Annotated in this window: 20 protein-coding genes; 18 read left to right on the forward strand and 2 right to left on the reverse strand. The window is 68.6% G+C overall.

The genetic code is table 11. The features are described from left to right. Window positions 1-19: 19 nt before the first annotated feature. The gene (locus E0T84_RS26650; RefSeq protein WP_138745990.1) at window positions 20-676 is read right to left on the reverse strand and encodes a heme oxygenase (biliverdin-producing); all 657 of its coding nucleotides are present in this window, start codon (window positions 674-676) and stop codon (window positions 20-22) included. Between the two features lie 121 nt (window positions 677-797). Beyond that, window positions 798-1,364 carry a TetR/AcrR family transcriptional regulator gene (locus tag E0T84_RS26655; RefSeq protein ID WP_138745991.1) on the reverse strand — a complete coding sequence of 189 codons (567 nt, stop codon included), beginning with the start codon at window positions 1,362-1,364 and terminating at the stop codon, window positions 798-800. A 219-nt stretch (window positions 1,365-1,583) separates the two neighbouring features. Here E0T84_RS26655 and E0T84_RS26660 point away from each other — a divergent pair, with 219 nt between their 5' ends. The 18 genes from E0T84_RS26660 to E0T84_RS26745 all read left to right on the forward strand — a co-directional run bounded on the left by E0T84_RS26660 (window position 1,584) and on the right by E0T84_RS26745 (window position 21,158). Beyond that, on the forward strand, window positions 1,584-2,351 hold the full coding sequence (locus E0T84_RS26660; protein ID WP_171055193.1) for a bacterial transcriptional activator domain-containing protein: 768 nt from the start codon (window positions 1,584-1,586) through the stop codon (window positions 2,349-2,351). Between the two features lie 200 nt (window positions 2,352-2,551). After that, a complete protein-coding gene (locus E0T84_RS26665) occupies window positions 2,552-2,776 on the forward strand; it encodes a hypothetical protein (protein ID WP_138745993.1) in 225 nt (74 codons plus the stop codon). Window positions 2,777-2,893: 117 nt separating this feature from the next. Next, window positions 2,894-4,588 (forward strand): phage tail sheath C-terminal domain-containing protein, encoded by a 1,695-nt coding sequence (locus E0T84_RS26670; RefSeq protein WP_138745994.1) that lies wholly within the window; start codon window positions 2,894-2,896, stop codon window positions 4,586-4,588. Window positions 4,589-4,609: 21 nt separating this feature from the next. Further along, window positions 4,610-4,981 (forward strand): hypothetical protein, encoded by a 372-nt coding sequence (locus E0T84_RS26675; RefSeq protein ID WP_138745995.1) that lies wholly within the window; start codon window positions 4,610-4,612, stop codon window positions 4,979-4,981. Window positions 4,982-4,989: 8 nt separating this feature from the next. Further along, window positions 4,990-6,132 (forward strand): hypothetical protein, encoded by a 1,143-nt coding sequence (locus tag E0T84_RS26680; protein ID WP_138745996.1) that lies wholly within the window; start codon window positions 4,990-4,992, stop codon window positions 6,130-6,132. After that, window positions 6,129-6,806 (forward strand): hypothetical protein, encoded by a 678-nt coding sequence (locus E0T84_RS26685; protein WP_138745997.1) that lies wholly within the window; start codon window positions 6,129-6,131, stop codon window positions 6,804-6,806. The genes E0T84_RS26680 and E0T84_RS26685 overlap by 4 nt, the downstream gene beginning before the upstream one ends. Beyond that, on the forward strand, window positions 6,806-7,825 hold the full coding sequence (locus E0T84_RS26690) for a hypothetical protein (RefSeq protein ID WP_138745998.1): 1,020 nt from the start codon (window positions 6,806-6,808) through the stop codon (window positions 7,823-7,825). Before E0T84_RS26685 ends, E0T84_RS26690 begins: the two co-directional genes overlap by 1 nt. Beyond that, window positions 7,822-8,478: a phage baseplate assembly protein V gene (locus tag E0T84_RS26695; RefSeq protein ID WP_138745999.1), complete on the forward strand. Its 657-nt coding sequence runs from the start codon at window positions 7,822-7,824 to the stop codon at window positions 8,476-8,478. The genes E0T84_RS26690 and E0T84_RS26695 overlap by 4 nt, the downstream gene beginning before the upstream one ends. Further along, window positions 8,478-8,879 carry a PAAR domain-containing protein gene (locus E0T84_RS26700; protein ID WP_138746000.1) on the forward strand — a complete coding sequence of 134 codons (402 nt, stop codon included), beginning with the start codon at window positions 8,478-8,480 and terminating at the stop codon, window positions 8,877-8,879. Before E0T84_RS26695 ends, E0T84_RS26700 begins: the two co-directional genes overlap by 1 nt. 4 nt (window positions 8,880-8,883) lie before the next feature. Further along, a complete protein-coding gene (locus tag E0T84_RS26705) occupies window positions 8,884-9,429 on the forward strand; it encodes a hypothetical protein (protein ID WP_138746001.1) in 546 nt (181 codons plus the stop codon). Further along, window positions 9,426-11,150, forward strand: a complete 1,725-nt coding sequence (locus E0T84_RS26710; protein WP_138746002.1) for a baseplate J/gp47 family protein — start codon at window positions 9,426-9,428, stop codon at window positions 11,148-11,150. The genes E0T84_RS26705 and E0T84_RS26710 overlap by 4 nt, the downstream gene beginning before the upstream one ends. Further along, window positions 11,147-12,415 carry a hypothetical protein gene (locus tag E0T84_RS26715; protein WP_138746003.1) on the forward strand — a complete coding sequence of 423 codons (1,269 nt, stop codon included), beginning with the start codon at window positions 11,147-11,149 and terminating at the stop codon, window positions 12,413-12,415. The genes E0T84_RS26710 and E0T84_RS26715 overlap by 4 nt, the downstream gene beginning before the upstream one ends. A 14-nt stretch (window positions 12,416-12,429) precedes the next feature. Continuing rightward, entirely contained in the window at window positions 12,430-12,933 is a 504-nt protein-coding gene (locus E0T84_RS26720; RefSeq protein WP_138746004.1) for a hypothetical protein, read from the forward strand. A gap of 28 nt (window positions 12,934-12,961) precedes the next feature. Beyond that, complete coding sequence (locus E0T84_RS26725; RefSeq protein ID WP_138746005.1) at window positions 12,962-13,915, forward strand: hypothetical protein; 954 nt, start codon at window positions 12,962-12,964, stop codon at window positions 13,913-13,915. 3 nt (window positions 13,916-13,918) lie between these two features. Further along, window positions 13,919-15,403: a hypothetical protein gene (locus tag E0T84_RS26730; protein ID WP_138746006.1), complete on the forward strand. Its 1,485-nt coding sequence runs from the start codon at window positions 13,919-13,921 to the stop codon at window positions 15,401-15,403. 9 nt (window positions 15,404-15,412) lie between these two features. Then, window positions 15,413-16,315: a hypothetical protein gene (locus E0T84_RS26735; RefSeq protein ID WP_138746007.1), complete on the forward strand. Its 903-nt coding sequence runs from the start codon at window positions 15,413-15,415 to the stop codon at window positions 16,313-16,315. Beyond that, entirely contained in the window at window positions 16,312-17,877 is a 1,566-nt protein-coding gene (locus tag E0T84_RS26740) for a hypothetical protein (protein ID WP_138746008.1), read from the forward strand. The genes E0T84_RS26735 and E0T84_RS26740 overlap by 4 nt, the downstream gene beginning before the upstream one ends. After that, window positions 17,877-21,158, forward strand: a complete 3,282-nt coding sequence (locus E0T84_RS26745; RefSeq protein WP_138746009.1) for a hypothetical protein — start codon at window positions 17,877-17,879, stop codon at window positions 21,156-21,158. Before E0T84_RS26740 ends, E0T84_RS26745 begins: the two co-directional genes overlap by 1 nt. Window positions 21,159-21,171 lie beyond the last annotated feature (13 nt).

The following is a 21,171-nucleotide window of genomic DNA, read 5'->3' on the forward strand; positions in this document are numbered from 1 at the left end:
GCGGGCCAGCTGGCCGGGCTCAGCGACGGTAGGCGGGCAGCTTCTCGGCGAGCTCGTCGAAGACGCGCTGGTTGAGCCCGAAGGCGAGTTTCACCTCGCCGACCACGCGGTCGATCTGCTTCTCGTCGAGGTCGAGTCCGTCGAGGCGGGCCCGGTAGGCGTCCTTGTACGGCTTGGGCCGCATCGGAAAGTCGTAGAATGCAAGGCCTTTGGATTCGAGGCCGAACGAGCGCGCCAGAATTCGGCCGATGGTCTGGCCGCCGGAAAGGTCGCCGAGATAGCGCGTGTAGTGGTGGGCCACCAGTGCGCCTCCCCATGGGGAGTTGGCGAACCGATCGCAATACGCGCGTACCGCGGGGGAATCGACATCACGGTCCGCGCCGGGTGCCCAGTGGGTCAGATCGGCGTCGATGGCATCTAGCCGCTCGAGTGCCGGGTCGTAAACCGCGCCGACCAGTGGGTCGTGGCGGTGCTCCCGGACGGCGGACTCCAGGGCGGCGTAGATCGCCCGCAACCGCAGCAGGTAGTCGACGTAGCCCTGTTCGTTGACCCGGCCGTTCAGCAGTTCGGTGACGAACGGCGACTGCTCGGCGGCGTCGTGCTGGTCGGTCGAGTCCTGACGCATTGCCGCGGACAGCGATCGGACGGACTCGGTTGCGACGGCGCTCGGCGGCATATTTGGCTCCACTTGGTAGGGCTCAACTTTGACAGCTTGTCAGCATCATGCTGACAAGCTGTCGGAAACCTAACACGGTGCCGACGGGTTCGGGGGCCTACGGATTCAAGGCGGGTCGCGCTTAGGCGGTCGCGCCCAGGGCGCGCAGGACAAATCGTTCGATTGCCTCGACCGGGAGATGCCGGGGCGCCAAGCAAGCGTGAATCAACGACATGGTGGCGGGCTCATCGTCGATGACGAACTGCCCGGTGGCCACCCCCTGGGCCAGGATCTCGCGCAGCACGTCCTCGACCGCCACTACGTGGTCGCGGATGGCCAGCATGGTTTCGGCAGACAACGCGCCGTACAGCTGCATGCCCATGCCCATGTGGAATTCCTGGCCCGCCTCCAGCTGATGGCGGATGTAGATGCCCAGGCGCCCGACCGGATCGTCGACCTCGGACAGGGCAGCCCGCAACCCGTCGAGGTACCGGGTGGTCTCATGGGAGGCGAAGGCGATCACCACGGATTCCTTGTCGGGGAAGTGGTGATAGATCGCGGTCCGGCCGATGCCGGCCTCGGCCGCCAGCTTGGCCATCGTGATCGCGTCGAAGCTGTGCTCGGCCATGAGCGTGGCGAACGCTTCGAAGATGCGCTGTTGGACCAGCTCGCGGTGTTCTCCTACCGATGAGGCACTGATCCTGGGCACGCTCGACTCTAACGCCCTCCACACAATCCGAAGCCGTTGGTCCAGCCGTAGAAGGAGATTTCCGAGTAGGGCACTACTCTATTGCGGCCGCAACCACCGGACGATGATTCGATCAGTCGACCAGTACCTATGAGTGGGGTGGCGAATGAAGGTGGCGAGCACGGCCGACCGTCGAGGGGTTCATTCAGCTGTCCGCGACGTCTGCGGTGGGTGACGGTCATGGACGACGCCGGCGTGGCATTACGGGTCCTGGGCCCGTTTCAGGTCTGCAAGTGGGGGCGGCCGGTGCCGCTGCGGTCCGGGGGCAAGGCCGAGAAACTGTTGAGCAGTTTGGCGATTCGGCACCGGTCCGGGATCGGCCGTGAGGCGCTGATCGAGACGATCTGGCCCGACAGCTCGCCCGAGCTGTCGACGCAGTGCCTGAACACCCTGGTTCACGGGCTCAAGACCCAGTTCGCCGATGCGCTCGGCGGCCAAGCGCCCGTCGTGCACCAGCACGGTCACTACGTGCTGAACTTGGACGGCGGACTGAAAGTCGACTCGCTGGAGTTCGAGTCCGCCGTCGACACCGGGCATCGTCTGCTGTTGACCGGGGCCACCGAAGCGGCCATCGAAGCGTACGAGCGGGCGGTCAACTTCTACCGCGGGGATCTGTCGTCGGAGCCGGGCATCGCCGGCCTGTTGGAGCGCGAGCGGTTGCGTGCGGTCTGCCTGGCCACCCTGGCCCGGTTGGCCGACGCCCACTTCGAGCTGGCCAACTACCAGCAGGCCCTGGCGTACGCCGCGCGACTGCTTGAAGTCGATCCGTGCCGCGAAGACGCGCACCGGATGACCATGCGGGCCTGCGTCCGCATCGGCGCCCGCTCGCAGGCGCTGCGTCAGTACTCGGTGTGCCGACGCCTTCTCGCCGACGAGTTCGACGCGGTGCCCGAGCCCGCTACCGAGCAGTTGTTCGCGGTCATCCGCACCGATCCGGGCGCCATCTAAACCTCATCTAAACCCACCTCAGCCACTGCCGCGCATGTCATTTGGCATGCGCGGCCGGCCTGTGTGCGGCGGCCCGGACGCACCTGTGGGAAAACTCAGTAAAACCTCATCGCCAGCTCACCGCCCGGCCCGGAAAGTCTCATCCGGCGCTGAGTGCCCAGGGCTACAACTGAATTGCCAATTCAATCCTATGAGGACATATGACGGAAGGTGACCAGGCCGACAAGCTTTCTGCCACACGTCAGTTCGTCGTCGTGGTGCGTGTCGCCATCGAGGGCAACGGGGAGGTGACGGGTGAGCTCGTCGACCCGATCTCGGAGCAGCGCCGGCGCTTCACCGAGCTTTCCGCTCTGGTCGATGAGGTCCATACCTGGATTGAGGATGTCGTGGGAAAGGGCATCGATGATCAGCACCACACCGAGTAACCGACCGGTCGGTATCGCCGGTCGCGCCTTCCCGCCCGGCGAGAGCCGCCACCGGGTCGCAGCAGTACGCCCACGTCGGACGTCTGCCGCGGACCACCAAGCCCCACGGAGGATTTCATGCCTGTACTAGTTGTCCCGGGAGTGTCTGTCGAGGCCAACTTCGATGTGCTGCCACCGCTACCAGCCGCGGCAGGCATCGTCGGTGTGGTCGGCATCGTCGACCGGCCTCCGACCACACCGCGCCTGGTCGGCGTCACTCGTGTCTCCGAACTGCAGGACCTGTGCGGTCCCGGAACCCTGGCCTCGATGCCCGACGCCGTCGCCGCGCTGTCGACCGGGGCCCGGGAGCTGGTGGTCTCGGCGGTGGCCGGTGGGGCGGCCGCCAGAGCCACCCTCGTCAACTCCGAGAACACCCCGGTGGTTCGATTGCGGGCCAGGGCGGCCGGGGCGTGGGCGAACCAGCTGACCGCTGACGTGCGGACGGTGACCAATGCCACCGGCGCCGTCGTCCGGGTCACGCTGAGGATCTTGCAGAACAACGCCGAAGTGGAACGGTTCGACGACCTGATCGTCGAACCAGGCCAGCCGCTGGACCTGTTCTCGGTCGTCAACTCACAGTCCAACTACGTGGTGGCGGTCGAACCCGGCTTCGAGGGCGACGATCCGGCACCCGGGGACTACCCGCTCACCGCCGAGGGCACTGCCGAGGTAGGTCAGGCCGGTGCCGCCGGCACGGTCCTGATGGATCTGAGACTGATCCCCGGCGCAAGTGGCGACGGCGTGGTGGTGCGGATCAGCGGGGCCGACGACGAGATCACTCTCGAGGTGCTACGCAACGGCGCCCGACAGGAGATCTTCGAAGACCTGACGATGGACCCGGATTCGGCGAACCACCTGCCCGCCGTGCTGTCGCGGCAAAGCCGGTTTGTGCGTGCGGTGCCGCGCAGTTCGTTGGCCGTCGAGGCCCGGTTGCCCAGAGCCACACCGGCCCCGGTCGCCTTCGCCGGCGGATCGTCGCCCAACGTCAACGCCTACCGCAATGCCATCGATTTGCTCACTGACGATCCCCGTATCGATCTGGTGATGGCCAGCTTCGACCCGGCCCTGGGGACAGCCGACGTGATCGCGATCCACCAGGCCCTGCTCGCCCACGCACTGGTGGCGAGCGACGCCGGTGCGCCGCGGATCGCGTTCGGTTCGATCCGCGCGGCCGATGCCGCCAATCTCGACGCGATCCGCGATCACGCAGCCGCAGTGCGTAACCGGCGTTTCGTCCTGGTGGCGCCGCCCGGGGCCACCGGTGCGGTCGTCGGTCTCATCGGCCGGCTGAACCCGGAGATATCGCCCACCTTCTCCTCGGCGCAACTGCTCGGGATCCCGCCGTCGCGGTACCGCGAAAGTGAACTGAACGTCCTGCTGGGCCCGGCGGTGAACCTGCTCGTCGTGCAGCAACGCGCGGGGCGTGGAGTGATCGTCCTCAAGGGCATCAACACGATCGGCGACCAGATCTCGGTCACCCGGGTAGCCGACCGGTGCATCCGGGAGACCAAGGCGATCAGTGAGAACTTCATCGGCCGGCTCAACTCCGCGGACGCCCGAGAAGCCCTGAAGCAGCAGTTAATCGCGACGTTCACCCGACTGGAACGTTCCGGGGCGCTGGTCCCGAGCACCGACGGGACCGATCCGGCGTTCATCGTCGACGTCTACTCGACCCAGCAGGACTTCGCGCAGGGCATCGTCCGCGTCGACATCGCGGTCCGGCCGGTCCGGGCAATCGACTACGTCTACGCAACCATCCGCGTCAAGAACTAGATCGGCCGAGAGGACTCCACCATGCCGACCATCTATGCCGCCTCCGAGAGCACCGTCCTGGTAGACGGTGAGCCCATCGAAGGAGTGCAGGGAATCGACTACCGGACCCGCCATGAGCGCACCAACATCTACGCGCTCGGCAGCACCGAACGCGTGGGTGTCGTCTCGGGTGCCTACGAGGTCCAGGGACGCATCCGCGTCACGTCGGCCAGCGCCAAACTGGATGCGCTCGGCGGCGAGCAGATTTTCCAGATCATCGCCAACCTCCGGCACGGAGACACCGAGGCAACCGTTACGTTCGACGATTGCTGCCTGACCGAGAAGACCTTCGACCTCTCGGTCAATGGTCAGGGTTCGGCGGTCTATGCATTCAGTGCCGCCCGGATGCGGTAGGGCCGAAGATGGCCGATCCGATCGTTGTGCTCGACCTGGCCGCGCGCCGGGCCTGGGTCGCCGGCGTGGCTGTGGCGGTACAGCCCAGGCCCGGAGGGGCACTGGCGTTCGGCGAGCACCTCATCCGGCCGCTGCGCTTCGGTGAACGGTGGCGGCTGCTCGAGGCGGCAGTCGACGCGGGCAACCGGATCGGGGCGACGGTGCTGGCCTGTGCCGGCGAGTCCGCGCCAACGCCGGAAAACGACACGATCGCCGAAGTTCTCGCCCTGCATCTGGCGGGGGCCCGCCCAGAGCGCAACACTCCTGGCTTCACCGCGCAGTTGGCGACGCTGACGGCGGCGGGGTGGGACGCCCGCGCGATATTCGACACCGATGCGGATCTGATCGACCTGCTCACCTGCGAGACGCCCGACGGCACCGCTGACGGGTGGACGAGCATCGTGCTCACCACCGCCGAGCGCGCGGCGGGCTCACCTGCGGAGGCGCTGCGCGTTCTCGAAGGTGAACTGCTGAGCCGGTTGGTGCCGGCACCAACCGATGCGCCGTCAAATCCCGACGCGCTCAACGAGCTTCGTTTCGGTGCCGGCACCGAACCGGTTCCACCCCTCAACCTTCGAGAGTCGGCCGTGGATCCCGCGGCCACCCTTGTCGCCGCACCGGTCTGCAAATCCGGTGGGGATGCGGATGCGGCGCCGCCGGCAACGGCAGGGTCGGACGTCAAGACGGAAAAGAGCCTGGGCGCCAAGCCGTTTGGTACACCGCGACCGGAGTCAACGCCCGACTCGCGCCCGGTCGTATCGCCGGAATTCCCGGTGCCCATCCGTGCCTCCCGGTCAGCCGGGTGGCCCGCGGTGAGCCCGCCGTTGCCGCCGGTCGACGATCCGGGCGTCGCCCCCTGCGCCGTCCCACACGCGGTGCCGGTAGACGGTTTTGCTGAACAGGGCTCGCCCGCGTGGGTCGAACGACCGGTCCACCGGGCCTCTTCGCCGGCTGCCACTGAAGCGTCGACCGCAGTGCGGGACGATCCCACCGCGTCACGCGCAGAGCGACTCGCCGCCCCGCCGGCCGTCGGCATCGACCCGTTCGACACGGCGAATCTTGTTGCCGTGCTGCTGAATGAGGAATCGGACCTGCGGGGGCTGTTGCCATGACCACACCCGCCGCACCGCCTCCGCCGATGCCGCTCATCGGCGACATAACGCTGAGTTCGGTCCAGCAGATCGACCACGTGATGAGCGCCGGGTTCCAGCGGGTCGCGGTACCCGGCCTGGACGGCGACGTGCTCCAACGCGCGGGCCGCGGATCCCACGGCATCTGGATCCGCGGGCTGCTGTCAGGTGACGCCGCATTGTCCGATCTGGCCCGACTGCAGAAGCTGGCCGCAGAAGGCGCGCCGGTACCGTTCTCGGCCGACATCACGAGTGCGTTGGAGCTCGAGCAGGTGGTGGTCACCGACCTGCGGGCACAGGCTGTGGCGGGCACCACCGGCATGGTCGGCTACGAACTGTGCCTCGTCGAAAGTCCGCCGCTGCCACCGCCCGCCGAGGTGAGTGGCTTCGGCGGTCTGGACGACTTCGGCGTCGGAGACCTCGGTTTCGACGCCGATATCGCGGGCGATCTCGCGGCTGTGGCCGGCGACGTCGCCGCCGCGGTTGACGCGGTGATGGAGGTGGCCGACCAGCTCACCGCGCTGGCGGCCATGGCCGACATCGACGTGGGCGGCCCACTGCAACCGCTCACCAAGGCTGTTTCCGGCGTGGACACGGCCGTCGGTACCTATACCGAGGTTTCCAAGTCACTGAGTCAACTCCTCGGTGGTGGCTGATGTCTGTGCTCAATTTCGGTGCCAGCGCCACCATCGGCTCGTTGCGCTACGAGGCCGGAATCGCCCAGGTCCGGATCGTGCAGTCGCTGGGTCCCGGAGTGGGCTCGGCCCGTATCAGCCTGCCGCGTGACCTGCGCGTCGATGCGGTACCGGGCGACGAGGTCGAGCTGGCCCTCGCCGGGGAAAATGCAACGGCGTCAACGGTATTCACCGGAACCGTGCTCGGAGTGCGCCGCGGATTGGACCAGAACACGGTGCACTGCGGCGATGCGTCCGTCGCGTTGGCGGCCGCCCGCAGCGGCAGCACGTTCGAACAGCAGGGGGTCAGCGCGATCATCGCCGCCCTGGCGGAGGAAGCCGGTGTGCGCACCGGCGCCGTCGACGCCGATCTCGACCTGGCTCGCTACATCGCCGACCAGGGCCGCACCGCCTGGGAGCACGTCAGCAGGCTCGCCGATTGGGCGGGCGCACTGGCGACCACCACCGCCGACGGCGACGTCGAGGTGCGGCCTGTCCCATCACCGCCGGCCACGGTGGCTCTTCGATATGGCCGGGAGATCGCTGAACTCGGTGTCACTGTCGCGGCACCCTCGGCCGCAGTGGTGTGGACCGGCAACGGACCAGCCGGCGACGCCTCGGATGCGCGGGCACCGCTGCAGACCATGGGCACGCTGCCCGAGTCCGCGCCCGGACCCGACGCCCGCACGATCCGCGTGGCCGCCGCCGCACTGCGTACGCCGTCGGGCGCGGAGTCGGCAGCCAAGTCCTACGCCCGACGCAACGGTGCGCCCCGGTTATGGGCGGCATGCTGGCTGGTGCCCCACGTGCGGCCCGGGATCATGGTGGAGATCGCCGATACCCCGACGCCGCAATCGACCGGCCCATGGCTGATTACCCGGGTCACCCATGTGGTGGGCCCGGGACCGAGGGGACGGACGACAGTGGAAGCGCTGGCAACCACCGGCGCGAGTGTTGGCCTGGCGGATCAGGTGACCGGAGCCGTGGGGAGCCTGCCGTGACCTCCGCATTGTTCGATTCCGTCAGCCGCATCGCCCGCCATGAGGCCGCAGCCCGCTCGATCGCGGCGATCGGTGTGGTGGTCGACGTATTCGACGGCACCGCCGAACCGGCCGACCATTCAGTGACCGTGCAGCTGCGCGAGACCGGGCTGGTATTGCCGAGGGTGCCCATCGCGGTCCCCGCCTTGGGACAGGCCGCCACCCCTGGCGCCGGGGACCTGGTGGTGGTGGTGTTCGCCGACGGCGACATCAACGCTCCCGTGATGATCGGCAGCCTGTACCACGCCGAGCTGGCCCCACCCGAGCACGGCGACGGCGACGTGGTTTTCGCGCTACCCGCAGGCGCGCAGGATCCGAACTTCCGAGCCGTGCTGCGCGGGGGCGACCCGGCGCTCACCATCACGATGGGCGCCGTGGAGCTCACCGCCGATGAAACGAAACTGCGTGTCAAGACCGGTGATGCGGAAGCCACCGTCGATTCGGCGGGCGGCGGCCGCATCGAACTGACCATCGGCGATGCCAGCCTGACGGTCACCGGGCGCGGTGACATCGCCCTGCAAACAACCGGGAAATTGAGCTTGCGTGCCACCGACATCGACATCAAAGGCGATGGCTCGGTGACCATTTCAGCCCCCCACGTGAAGGTGAACTGATGGGACAGCCAGCAGCCAACGCGGCCGCCACGGTCGTGGCGGTGGACACCCACATCGTGATGGTGCCGACACCGGGTGGACCCGTCCCGACACCGCTGCCGCATCCGTTCGCCGGACGATTCTCCGGTGGACTCGTCAACACCGTGCTGATCTCGGGCCAACCGGCCGCAGTTCTCGGCTCCGTCGCCGCCAACCAGCCACCGCACCTGCCCATGCCGCCCGGGGCCGCGTTCCAGAATCCGCCGGCCAACACCGGCACCGTTCACCTGGGCAGCACCGGAGTGCTGATCGGCGGGCAGCCGGCCGCCCGCAACGGCGATCCGGTCCGCACCTGCAATGACCCCGTTGAGGCGCCGGTCGGTCAGATCGTCGCCACCGTCCCCACCGTGCTGATCGGCTGATCCGATGACCACCACCGAATCCGTGCTCGGCACCGACCTGCGGGTCGTGGCCGGACCACCAGGAATGGCGGCCCACGATGCCGCCGGCCTCGACCTGCGCAGTCGTCCGACCCCCGTGCAACACGCGGCGCCGCGGCCGAGTTTCGCGGCAGTCAAACTTCCCGGAACCGAACCGCAGGGTTGGCAGCCGGAACCCGTTGGGGTCACTGAACTGAGCGATCTCGACACCGTGACGGGGCGCGAAAACTTGGCGCAAGCAATGATTCTGCGCCTGCTCACCCCCAAAGGCGCGTTGGCCGACCTGGGACATACCACGTACGGGTCGCGGCTCGGCGAACTGATCGGGCAGGGCAAGACCGAAGCCTTGCGGGGACTGTGCCGCGCGTACATCCTCGAGGCCGTCCGTGAGGAACCACGCGTCCAGGACAAGCCGCTGGCCATCGAATTCGACTCGGCACGAGAGCATCTCGATGACTTCGTCGTCGAGATCACGGTGGTACCCGTTGCCGGTGGCGACCCCGTCACGCTCGGTTTGGAGGTCGCGCTGTGAGCGACCTGGACTACACCCCGCGGCCGTACCCGGACATCGTGCGCGACCTGCTGACCACCCTGACCGGCGGAACGGTGCGCGAAGCGGTCACCGCCCCGGTTACCGGGCCACTGCAGCTGAACCGGTTGGCATCCCGCCCGATTCGGCGCGTCTCCCATCTCGAAGGGGTCACCGATGTCGCCGGAACACCGGTGCCGGTGCAGTTCACCAACGCCGACTTCGACCTCGCCGACGCCGACAACGACGGCAAACCGGACGTGGTGGTGTTCCGGGACAACGGTCGGAAGCCGATCCCGGGAACCACCGTCACGGTGAACTACTACCCGGTGCAGATCGCCAGACCGGTTCCGCTGACCGACCTCAATGTCGGCTCGGTGGTACGCACGGTGCTGGAGACGTTCGCCCGCGAAATCGCCCAGGACGAACAATATCTCGACCTCATCTACCGTTCGGCGTTCCTGGACACCGCAGAAGGGCCCGCCCTGGACAAGGTGGTGGCACTCATCGGCGTCACCCGGTTGCCCGCGCGCCATCCGCTCGTCGAAGTCCGGTTCGGCCGCAATGCGACGACGGGCGGCAAGATCACCATCCCCACAGGCACCGTCGTCACCGATGCGGCGACCCCGCCCGCGCGTTACCGCACGGTTGCCGACCTCACCCTGGAAGCAGGTGAACAGTCCCGCAGCGTGCTGGCCGCCGGAGCCACGGTGGATACCGCGATGGTCGCCGCCGGCGCCCTGGACCGGTTGGAGACCACCCTTGGAGGCATCTCCACCGCCACCAACCCCGCTGCGGCGTACCGAGAGTCGGCGGCCGAAACCGACGACGCGCTGCGGGTGCGGGCCAGGGGAGCGCTGCACGGAAGTGTGTGCGGCACGCTGGACGCACTGCGCTTCGGCATCTTGTCGATCCCCGGTGTCAAGGCGGTGGAACTCACCGAGTGGCCGGACGGCCAGGCCGGCGTCGTGCGGGCCGCTGTCGCCTACGACCGTCCCGATCCTGCGGTCGAGAAAGAGGTCCGCCGCCGGATCGACGAGCTACGGCCGGCCGGGATCCGAGTCGACACCCGCGCGGCAGGACGGCGTTCGGTACGGGTCAGCGTCGCGCTGGTGCTGGGTGGAACCGGGGTCACCGGCGCTGAACTCACCCGGCTGACCGGCGGCGTCGAGGAGCGCGTCGCGGCCAAGCTCGCCGCGCTGGAACCCGGCGCCGTGATCCGCCCCGCGGTGCTGACCGCGGCCGCGTTGGCCGATCCGTTGATCGCCGACGCCGCGATCACCGTGATGGACCCGTCCGCGCCCGGCGCGCCGGTGGTCCTGCAGCCCGGCGAGGTGCTCGATGTGTTGCGTCCCTTCGAGTTTCCAGCACCGAGCGCTGAACGCACCCCGACCGGTGTCGTGGCGACCACCGCAGAGGTGGACCTGGTCCTGCCGGTGCAGTTGCAGACCGGTGTCACACTCGAGGATGCGACGACCGCGATCCGACTGGCGGTCGACACCTATCTGGCCACGCTCGCTCCCGGTGCCTCGCTGACCCTGGCCGCGGTGGCGTCGGCGTTGCAGTCCAGCCCGCTGTTCGGCCTGGTTCGTGAACAGGCCCGCATCGTGATCGAGTCGGCAGGACAGTTCGCCCAACTGCTCGACGGCCAGGGCAGCTACAACGTGGTCGCGGGGGAGCAGTTGCGGCAGCGGACCTTGGATGTCCACGAGGTCGTGTCGTGACCTCCCATGCCGAAGCCATCGCCGCTCGCCTGCCCACGCTGTATCGCGACGGGGAGTTGGTCACCGGGCTGGCCGAAGTGGCCGGCCTGCAATTGGACGTCATCGACGAGATCGCGCGGATCATCCAGCGCGCGCACTGGTTTGACACCACCGTCGAGCTGTCGGAGGCCGCGGCTCTGGGTGCGTTGCTGGACATTCCGCCGCAGCCCTGGCATGGGCTGGACGAGTACCGCGGGTGGCTGCACGCGTTGCGTACCGCGCGACTCGAACACGGCGCCGTCAGCGTTCCCGCGCTCATGGCGTTCACGCGGCTGTATGCCGAGGATTTCGAGAAGGCCAACGGGATCGACGTGTTGCCGCCGTTCGGTACCTGGGCATCCGAGTTCAGGCGCAACGGGCATGCGTTCATCGAGAACCAGCCGCAGCTCCGCACGGTGCGACTCGGTGGACCCGGGGCGGTTGAACCGCTGACTCGGCAGGTCTGCCACGGCGGCTTGGATTCCGCCGCGCTGTCGGTGCTGTACGTCGGAGGCCGGCACACTGAGTACGTTCCCGTCCTGGTCAACGCGACCACAGGCGAGGGTCTGGCCTTCCTCGGCGAGTTGCGCCTCGGCGACCGGTTGTGGCTGCAGGCCCAGCCCGACGGCTCGATCACCGCGCAGCTCAACCGATCCGACGTCACCGCCCAGCTGTACGGCATCCGGCAGGTGGTCCCCGGCACCCCGTGGACGCCGGCCGATGTCGGAGTGCCACGGGCCCTGACCCTGCGGCCCGGGCCGAACGATCTGTGGTTCCTGCCGGTCGCCCACTTCGACGCCCCGGGACTCGACCGAGCACTGCTCGCGCTGGCCGGACTCGATCTGTCCGAGGGACGTTGGGAAACCTCCCATTTCGACCAAGCCCTGTTCTATCTGGACCCGGCCGCCTATCTGGATCTGAGTTGGTTCGAGCGGCGTCCCGCCACCCTTCGGGTCGACTTGGACGCTGCCGCCCTGGTCAGCGATAGCGGTCGCCTCGACGCCGCACTCGAGGCGCGTGAGCAGCTGTGCGGGTCGGTCGGTACCGGTGTCCGCGAACTGGCCGCTGCCGGCGTGAACGCCGAGGTGCGGTTCCGGCCACTGCACGACAGCCAACGCCAACTCGATCACCTGACCTGCATCAGCGGGCTGGCGCAACACGAAATCGGCACCGTGGGCATCGATCGACTGACCGACTCCGGCGGCCTGTTCGGGGTCACGGCATATGACGACAGCACCTACGCGTAGGGACAGGAGACGACATGCGAGCGCAGTTGAAGGTCGAACTCGTCGACCGGCACGGCACCGTGTTACAGAAGCGCGAAGCCCACAACACGGTGTTACGCACCGGCGGGCAACTGATCGCCGAGTTGTTCACCGGTGCAGGCGCCCCCATCACCCACATGGCCGTCGGCACCAGTGATGCCGACCCCACCGCCGTCACGGTGGCGGCGCTCGAAAACGACGACGGCGCCGGCCAACCCGGAATCACCGGCGACACCGTCGCGGCGATTCCTGCCGAGGCGTTCACCACCACGGTTGACGAGACGCGCAGTCGGGTTCTGGTCAAGGTGCGGGCCACCCTGCCCAATGCGGCCGGGGTCGGAACGCTACGCGAGGCCGCGCTGATGTCCCGGCGGGCCGGCGGTGACGTGCTCTACAACCGGGTGGTCTTCACCCCGGTGACCAAGGCAGCCGACCACGACCTGACGTTGTTCTGGGAAGTCGAGTTCCCGTTCGGAGACCTGCAGTGGCTGGCCCATTGAGGGCCGCGCCGAGACAAAGGAGACGCTGATGCCAGTCGCCAAGAGCAGCCTCAGCATCAGGCTGCAAGATTATCCGCCGGCCAACCGGGATGCCGTGGTCACTTTGACCAATCCGGTCACCGGCCAGACCCTGGAACGAAAACCGTTCCTGGACGGCACCCTGTTGGTCCGCGACCTCGATCCGGGTCAGTGGCAGATCGCGGTCAAACACCCCAACGTGATATCGCCGTTGTTCACCGGGGTGGTCACCACGTTGCCGGTGCCGCTGCCCACCTTCGTCCCGATTCCGATCCGGCCCGATGACTTCCGCGACACCCCGATCCAAGATGTGCCGGATGCCGACCTGGGCCCGGTTCAGCAGACTGTGAGCGCAGCCCGCACGAGCGCGACAGCGGTCGGTGGCAAGGCACCGGGGGAAGCGATCCGCGCCGGCGATTGGAACCAGCTGGTGAACGCGGTGGCGGACGTGGCCGGTGCGGTGCTCGAGCTGACCACGCTGGTCAGCCCGCGTGGACATGACCACCCCGAGATCGCCGCCAAGATCGACGAGGTGCAGGGAAACTTGCGCCGGTTCATCACCTCGTTCGGCAACAGCATGCTCGAACTGCGGCGCGACATCGAAAGTCAGAATCTGCGCCGGGTCACCACCAAGGTGCTCGACGTCGGGGGAGTCGTCGGGGCCGACCGCGACCGCATCCTGGCGCGGGTCGACGACCTCGAATTGGCCCGGCAGGTCAGCACTTTGGAGTATTCGAAGAAGTTGGCCGATGCGGGCGCGGTGCTGACCGCCGAGGTGCAGCACATCGCGCAGGCACAGGGTGCCGACGCCGACGCGTTCCTGAACAACGACAACGTCAAGACCATGGTCGGTATCACGCAGGCCTTCGCCGCCAGCGGTGGCGCCCTGAGTGCCGACCAGGAACTCGACACCTATCGACGTACCAGCCTGCTGCAGCGCACCACCAAGTTCGGGGGGAGTTAGGCGATGGCTACCGTCGCCGATATCGAGCGGCTGCAGGCACTCACGGACCGGCTGCTGCCGCTGTCGTCGCGGGCGCGCGGCGAAGTGATCGCCGCCGCCGACTGGAACACGGTGGTCGGTGCGTTGCTGGAGGTAGCCCGCGCAGTCGTCGCCGACGGCGCCGGGACCGCTGTGCCCGACCATGACCATCCCGACCAGGTCACCCTCGGGTGGCTGGATCCGCGGCTGCGGGCACTGATCGAAGGCGGACCGCTGTCCGATCCGGGGGCCACGGCCCGGGTCACATCGATCGAACGTCAGGCGGCGCTGGTCAGCGGGCGGCTCGATGACGTGAGTCGCGAGGTGCGCGAGCTGCGGACGGTCACCAGCCGGCAGGAGACCAACGATCTGGACCGGGCCTCGGCCCTGACCGTGTTGTCCCGCACCGTGTCTGGGATGAAAGACCCGCGCAACGAGATCGCGGCGCTGCGCTCCTCACTGGACGCCATCGGCACGAGTGTGTCGGAAGTCAGCGCGTTCGCGACCGGGCTCGGTGACATCACCCCGGCCGCCCTGCTCGAAGGCCTGAATCAGGTCGACCAACTCAGGCAACGCCTGACCACGCCGACCGGGACGCTGTTGGATGCCGCCGAGTTCGAACGCCGCCTTACCGAGCTGCAGACCACTCTGGTGACCGAACAGGAGCTCACCGCCGCGATCAAGAGCCGGCCGGCGCGGCTGACTGCCGCCGTCAAAGCCGAATTGTTGGACGAGACCAGGGTGACCGCTCAACGCCAGGCTGAAGACAGTGCACGGACGCTGACCGAAGCGATGCAAACCCAGCTCAGTACCCGCATCGACGAGGTGGTCCAGTCCGCGGTGCAGGCCGCCCGCAATGCCGCGGCCGACTTCCGCGGTGAGCTGCAGGCGACCATCACCACCGACCTGACCGAGCTGATCAAGCAGGGGCAGACGGCGAGCGACGGCCGGCTCGCCGAGCGGGTCGATGAGGCCACGTCCGCTTTGCGTGCCGCCGTGGATCAGCGCATCACCGAACTGCAAGGGGCACTGGACGACCGGGTGAGCGCCGCGATCACCGCGGCCCGCCCCGAATTGCTGGCCGCGTTCACCGCGACGGTCGACGACCGGATCCGCGGGCTTACCCAGCAGCTCGGCACGTTTCAAACCGGACTCGACGAGATGCGGGTCGGACTGAACGCCACCAGCACCGAACTGGCCGCGATTCAACAGCGCACCAACGCCGCACTCGACGGCCGCGACGCCGCGCTGCGGGCCGAGATGGCTACAGAACGCCGCCGGGTGGACGGGCAGCTGGCCGACATTCAACGTCAAGTCACCCCGCGTCCGACCGGTATCACCCGGGAGGAGTTGCTGGCCGAGCTGGGGCGCAACAACGACCAGTTGCGTTCGGAGATGACCACATTGGTGACACATGTCAATCCGGGCCAGGGTGTGGTGCTGGGCCCGATAGTACGGCCGCGCGGATAGGGCCAACGCATGATCGCCGACTTGGAGACCCGACTCGCCGACGTTCTCGGCAGTCGGCTCGCCGCGCCGCTGGCAGGCCGGGTGTTCGTCACGCCGGGACCTGCCAACGCCAACCAGATCGCCGTGCTGGTCGGGGTGAGTCGCGCCGAGGTGATCGGCGAGAAGTTCGGGGCCGGTCGGCGGCCCGAGCAGGTTCCCGGTGCCGACGACCCCCGGCGCGTGGTGCGGTTGAGTTGCGCGATTCGCGTCGAGGTCCGGCCCGGCGCCAACGGCACCCGTGCGCAGACTACGGCCGCGCTGGACGCACTACTCTACGAACTGGACAGCCAGGACCTACGCAGCGGCCGGGCGTTGACCGCCCCTGGGGACCCCGGGTTTGTTGTGGATTACCTATTGCCCGAGGTGCTTTCGGCTCTCCCCGGCCCGGATCCCGACGCGTTGCCCGCCATCGAGATGCGTGCCGACGGCTGGTTCTGGCCGCCGAACGCGCCCGGCGTCACCGGGGTCGAGATCACCGCCGCGCTGGTACGGACCGCGACCCTGCCCGTCGCGCTGCAGCCGTGGCCGCTGCTGATCCGGGCCGGAGATCCGTTGGTTCCGTTGACCATCCGGGTCGGTGCTGGGGGCACGTCACGGCTCACCGGTGCCTCGCCGACCGTCAGCCCGTTCGGTGAGCTCGCGGTGCGGGTGGTCGACGCCGGCGGCAGGCCCGGCGCAGGCAACCTGTCCGGTGGCGCGGTGGGGCCCGATGGTACCCGGTTGATCACAGTCGCCGACGACGTCGCGGAGTTCGGCTACCAGCCCCCGGCAGCACCCGCCGACGACCACCTGGTGGTCTACGTGGCCCACGACGGTGCGTCCCCGTCCATCGGAATCGAACTGGCCCGATTCCCGTTGGCGGTGTCCGGATGATCGCCGACGTGCTCACCTTGCTCTCGCCGGACCAGAAGGCGGTGCGGTTGGACACCGTCGCCGCCGTCGGCGCACGGGTCGAGCAGTTCTTCGTACTGCCCCCGGTCGTCGAAGTCCCCACCGATGGGCTGGAGTTCAAATTCGACTGGGGGACGCCATTACCTGGTTCCGACCGGGCCGAGCTGGCTCCGGTGACCGTCGAGGTGCAGGCCGCCCGGGTACCCGAATTCGCGGGCTATTTCATCGGCGAGCTCGCCACCGCGCCGGGCACCGAACTGACCGTGAACGTGCCGGCCGGCCGACGGATCCGGGCGCTCAAGCTCACCGGGTTGAGGGCCGACGGCTCCGCGTTGCGCTCCGATGACGATCTGGGCGGTCGCCGGATCACCGTCAGCCGGCAGGATCCGCGGGGCGGTTGGGCGGCGGTTGCGGCGGTGCCCCCTGTTTACGGGAACGGCCACGTGCCGACCACGCTGACCGGGGCCACCTTCGACAGCGCGGTGCTGCGACTTCCCGACTTGCCTGGGCCGCTGCGCATTTCCGTGGTCACGGGCGATACACCCGCCGAGTTCAAGGCCGTCCCGCTGACCGTGCAGCGGGTGTACGGATGGGCCGCGCCGACTCCGGTCGACCTCACTGTGACCGGTCCGGACGGGGCGACGTTGTGGAGCTTTCCGGGTCCGTTGCCCGAGGGCAGTGCGCAGCAGCAGGACGTCACAGTGGCACTGGCCGCCGCGGTCGAGAAGTTGCGGGCCTCGGGTTCACCAGTGGCCGGCACCGTCAAGCTCACCAGCAAGTTCCCGTGCCAGGTGCGGTTCCGGCTCTCCGCGGCCACCGGGGATCTGATTCGCGAACTTCCCGGCACCACCACCGTCGAACTGGCCGGCGAGCCGGTCGGGTTGCCCGTTGATCCCCCGTTGCCGCCGGCTGTCCCGGCGACGGTGCTGGCTGATGTGCAGGTCACCTACAACGGCTGTCGGCTGGCCGATGTGTCCGATCCGATGCCCGCCCCGGGTGCGCAGCATGGTGCGGTGGTCCGCCAGGAGGCGGTGCGGCGGGTGCTACCGCCGCTGGCGTTGCGCGGTGAGCAGATCAGCCGCATCGGCCTGGTCGGCTACTGCCCGCAGCCGAGCGCGCTGCTGGTCCGCCTGGTGGCGGCGGCACCTACCGAGACCGCAACTCCCGCAAAGGCACTCGGCGAGCCCGGCACCGTCACCGTCGATGCATCCAGCGCGGTCGGCGTGATCTGGATCGACCTCCCGGCGCCGGTCCGCGTCGAGGAAGCCGCTGCGATCGAGGTCAGCGCCGGCACCGGGACGCTGCACTGGGTCGCCGCCCCAGATCCGCTGGTGCGCATCGTGGTAATCGATCCCGACCCCGCCGGTCGGCCGATCCAGCTGGGCGGGCAGACCTTGCTGACTGTCGACCAGCCGAGGATCGCGGCGGTGCGGGTCGCGCTGCCCGCCGCGGCGTTCCTCGGCTCGGCACCGGTGTTGGCCAGCGCCCTGTTCTGCACCGTCGAGATCACCGACGCCCGGCTGAGCTACCCGCGGGGGACATGATGGCCACCTTCGAAGCTGAGATCAACGCCCTGGACTTCGCGGGGATCGACAGTGCCCTCACTCGGGCCAGAAATGCGTTCGAGCAGGCTCAGCAGCTGTCGCTGGCCGACCTCGACCCGACGGTCCTGCTGGGTGACCTGGGGTCGGCCCTGACCGCGGCCGGTGCGGTGAAGTTGGATCCGGCGCTCGTCAACGACCTTGGCGGGCAAGCACTTCACGCGTTGTCCGAGTTGGTCGAGCTGCCCGGCTTGAGTGGTGTCGCAGAGATTGTCGGCGGGTTCGAGCAGATCACCGCGCGGCTGACCGTCCTGACCGAGGTGTTCCGCGGCGGCGGCGGCGACGGCACCGTGGTGCTGGACCGGATCTTCGCCGCGCTGGGCGGTTCGCTGAACCTCGAGACGATGCTGCGGGAGGTCACCGACCAGGCCGCACGCACGCTGCAGATCGACCTTCCCGACGAGTTCGCCGGCCCACTACAGGCGTTGTCGGCGTTGGCCGGCGATCCGGGCCCCGCGGAGCTTCTCGACGTCCTCGGCACCGTCCTGACCGGGCTGGACCTCACCGCGGTCCACCAGTTGGTGGACGGCGCCGGGCACATACTCACTCTGGTCGCCGACGCCGGCGACGCGGGACCGCTGCAGGCTGCGATCGCGACCGTCGGCCTGCGTCTGGATGCGGGTTACGCACTGATGGCGGCCCCGACGCCGGACATTCCCGCACTGCTGGCGGTGATCGAAGAGGTCGGGGCCGCCGTCGACGCTGTGGGCGTCGCGGTGTCCGGATTCGCCGACGGGCTGGCCACCGATCTGCGCACGGCGGCCAACGCGCTGCCCGATCTCGACCTGGCCGCCGCGTTGGACCGGCTGGCCGCGGCACTGCCGTTGCCCGGCGAGGACATCCCGCGCCAACTCGTCGAATCGTTGGACGGGATGGCCGATGCGCTCGAAGAGCTCACTCCGGAGGCTGCGGCAGCAGCCATGGCGGCGATGAAGGATGAACTGCTGGCCGCCTCGGGGTTGGACCGGCTGGCCGATCTGCTCTCGGGGTTGGACCGCGGATTCGACGAAGCCGCCAGGGTTTTGGACCGGTTGCCGGTACGCGCGCTGCGCGACGATGCGGTCGCCGCGGTGGTCGCCGCCCAGCAGAAGGTACTGGCCTTCGACGGGTTCGATTTCCTCGACGAGGCCATCGCGCCGATCCGCGAGCTGAACGCCACAATCGCGGCCCTGGATCCGACGACAGTCACCGACGGCGTCGACGCTCTGGTGGCGCAGGTGAACGGCCTGCTCGCGGACATCGACATCACTCCGGTGCGCGATGCGGTGAGCGCCGTCATCGATCCGCTCGGCGGCATCGTGGACCGGCTGGTGCCGTTCGTTCAGCAGGTCGCCGAACAACTCGCCCGAGTCGTCGACGAGTTGAACGGCGTCGACTTCGAGGCGGCGGGCACCGCGACCCTGGACCTGCTCCACGGCATCCGCAATCAGGTGACCGAGGCGGTCAGTGGCGGAGACGTGCCGGAACCGGTCAAGGTCGCCGTCTCGACGGCCGCCGCTGTGCTCCGCGAAATCGACATCGCGGGCGAGATCACGCGCCCGTTCGAAAAGTCCGTCGCGGTCATCGATGTCGGAGCGCTGATCGCCCCTGTCGGAGGTATCTGGCAGGTGGCCGGCGACGCGCTGGCCAAGGCGACGCCGGCGGCGTTGATCGGCGAACTCGACCCGCCCTACCAACAGTTCGTCGGTGCGGTGGACCGGCTCAGCCTGCAACCGTTGATCGACGCCGTGCAACGGCTGTTCGACGACGTGATCGCGCAACTCGGCCACCTCGATCCCCGCACCCTGGTCGCACCGCTGGAGCGGGGGTTCCAGGACCTGATCGGCGCTTTGACGGCCGCGCTGGACCCGGCGCCGCTGTTCGCGCCGCTGCGGGCCGCCTACGGTGAACTGCGAGACGTGTTGGACCGCATAGACATTGCGGCCACGCTGCACGCGGTGTTGGGTGGGCTTGCCGATATGCCCCATCAGATGTCCAGCCGGTTGGGTCAGCGGCTGCAGACCGGTCTGTCCGGTGCGGCGCCCGTACCGGTGCCCGGCGATGGGTTCCAGCTCGGTGACGTGCTGCGCCCGCTGGCGCTTTTTCTCGGTGAGGTGCGGGACCGGCTGGCGGAACTGGCCGGAGGTGCTCTGGAACCGGCGCTGGCCGGACTTGCCACGGCGACAAGGGGTTTGCGCGCATTGACCGATCCGGCCAGCGGATTCGCGGTCACGCTCGGCGATGCCCTCGACTCCCGGCTGAGCTGGCTGGACCCGAACACCGGTGACGGTCCGCTGGCGCGGCTGCGTCGTGACCTGGAGTCGTTCCGGCTGGCGGTGGCCGCACTCGACGTCGACGCCGCGGCGGGAGTCCAGCTGAATGCGGCGGCGGGCAGCGTGCAGTTTGATGTACGGGTCAGCGCGGCGGTCGCGCCCGAGGTCACGACACACGCCGCTCGGCTGCGGCAGACATCGGACTCGGCCACGTTGGGCCGTAGCCTCCGGGTGCTGGCCCGCGCACTCGACGCGGCGCTTCCGGGCGAGTTGGTGTCCGGAACCTTGGACCCCACGACCGCCGCCGCGGCGTTCCTGGACGCGGTGTTCGATCGGATCGATCCCAGCGCGCTGGCCGACCAACTCGACGCCATCGGCGCCCGCATCGAGTCCCGGTTCGTCGCGTTGTCCTCCGCGCTGGCCGACGGCCTGTTTCAACTGGTCAACGGCCTGTTCGCCGGCATCGAGCCGTTGATGCCGGAGTCGGTGATCAACCGGTTGCAGGCTGGTCTGGACAGGGTGCTCGCGAGCGTCGAGGTGCTCGACCCGGCGGTGATCGAGGATGCGGTGCGCGGCGTCGTCCACGCCGCGATCTCCCTGCTTGGTCTGCACTCACCGGCAGCACTGGCGGCCGAACTCGGGCACGTGTTCGACACCTGTATCGCGCAGCTCCGGTCGATCTCTCCGGCCACCCTGTTCGCCGGCGCCGATCCGTTCGCGCCGATCAAGGCGCAGCTGGAAACCATGCGGCCCAGCGCGGTCTTGGCCCCGCTGGTCGACAAGACCAAACCGTTCGAGACGGCACTGGACACCATCGCCGCCATCGATCTGCAGTTCGCGCTGGGGATCGTCGACGAGCTCAGGCAGACGTTCACCGCCGTGCTCGACGGTGTGCAACGCGAGTGGGACTCGCTGCTCGACGAACTGGCCCGGATCTCCGAGGGAGCATCCGTGAGCGTGAGCGTGGGATGAGGTCGAGATGACG

Source organism: Mycobacterium sp. DBP42, assembly GCF_005924235.1.
GTDB lineage: Bacteria > Actinomycetota > Actinomycetes > Mycobacteriales > Mycobacteriaceae > Mycobacterium > Mycobacterium syngnathidarum.

What these genes read in the sequence shown, in the direction of transcription:
- E0T84_RS26650 (WP_138745990.1), bottom strand. Translation starts at nt 676, where the DNA reads ATGCCGCCGAGCGCCGTCGCAACCGAGTCCGTCCGATCGCTGTCCGCG.
- E0T84_RS26660 (WP_171055193.1), top strand. Translation starts at nt 1,584, where the DNA reads ATGGACGACGCCGGCGTGGCATTACGGGTCCTGGGCCCGTTTCAGGTC.
- E0T84_RS26665 (WP_138745993.1), top strand. Translation starts at nt 2,552, where the DNA reads ATGACGGAAGGTGACCAGGCCGACAAGCTTTCTGCCACACGTCAGTTC.
- E0T84_RS26670 (WP_138745994.1), top strand. Translation starts at nt 2,894, where the DNA reads ATGCCTGTACTAGTTGTCCCGGGAGTGTCTGTCGAGGCCAACTTCGAT.
- E0T84_RS26675 (WP_138745995.1), top strand. Translation starts at nt 4,610, where the DNA reads ATGCCGACCATCTATGCCGCCTCCGAGAGCACCGTCCTGGTAGACGGT.
- E0T84_RS26680 (WP_138745996.1), top strand. Translation starts at nt 4,990, where the DNA reads ATGGCCGATCCGATCGTTGTGCTCGACCTGGCCGCGCGCCGGGCCTGG.
- E0T84_RS26685 (WP_138745997.1), top strand. Translation starts at nt 6,129, where the DNA reads ATGACCACACCCGCCGCACCGCCTCCGCCGATGCCGCTCATCGGCGAC.
- E0T84_RS26690 (WP_138745998.1), top strand. Translation starts at nt 6,806, where the DNA reads ATGTCTGTGCTCAATTTCGGTGCCAGCGCCACCATCGGCTCGTTGCGC.
- E0T84_RS26700 (WP_138746000.1), top strand. Translation starts at nt 8,478, where the DNA reads ATGGGACAGCCAGCAGCCAACGCGGCCGCCACGGTCGTGGCGGTGGAC.
- E0T84_RS26705 (WP_138746001.1), top strand. Translation starts at nt 8,884, where the DNA reads ATGACCACCACCGAATCCGTGCTCGGCACCGACCTGCGGGTCGTGGCC.
- E0T84_RS26720 (WP_138746004.1), top strand. Translation starts at nt 12,430, where the DNA reads ATGCGAGCGCAGTTGAAGGTCGAACTCGTCGACCGGCACGGCACCGTG.
- E0T84_RS26725 (WP_138746005.1), top strand. Translation starts at nt 12,962, where the DNA reads ATGCCAGTCGCCAAGAGCAGCCTCAGCATCAGGCTGCAAGATTATCCG.
- E0T84_RS26730 (WP_138746006.1), top strand. Translation starts at nt 13,919, where the DNA reads ATGGCTACCGTCGCCGATATCGAGCGGCTGCAGGCACTCACGGACCGG.
- E0T84_RS26735 (WP_138746007.1), top strand. Translation starts at nt 15,413, where the DNA reads ATGATCGCCGACTTGGAGACCCGACTCGCCGACGTTCTCGGCAGTCGG.
- E0T84_RS26740 (WP_138746008.1), top strand. Translation starts at nt 16,312, where the DNA reads ATGATCGCCGACGTGCTCACCTTGCTCTCGCCGGACCAGAAGGCGGTG.
- E0T84_RS26745 (WP_138746009.1), top strand. Translation starts at nt 17,877, where the DNA reads ATGGCCACCTTCGAAGCTGAGATCAACGCCCTGGACTTCGCGGGGATC.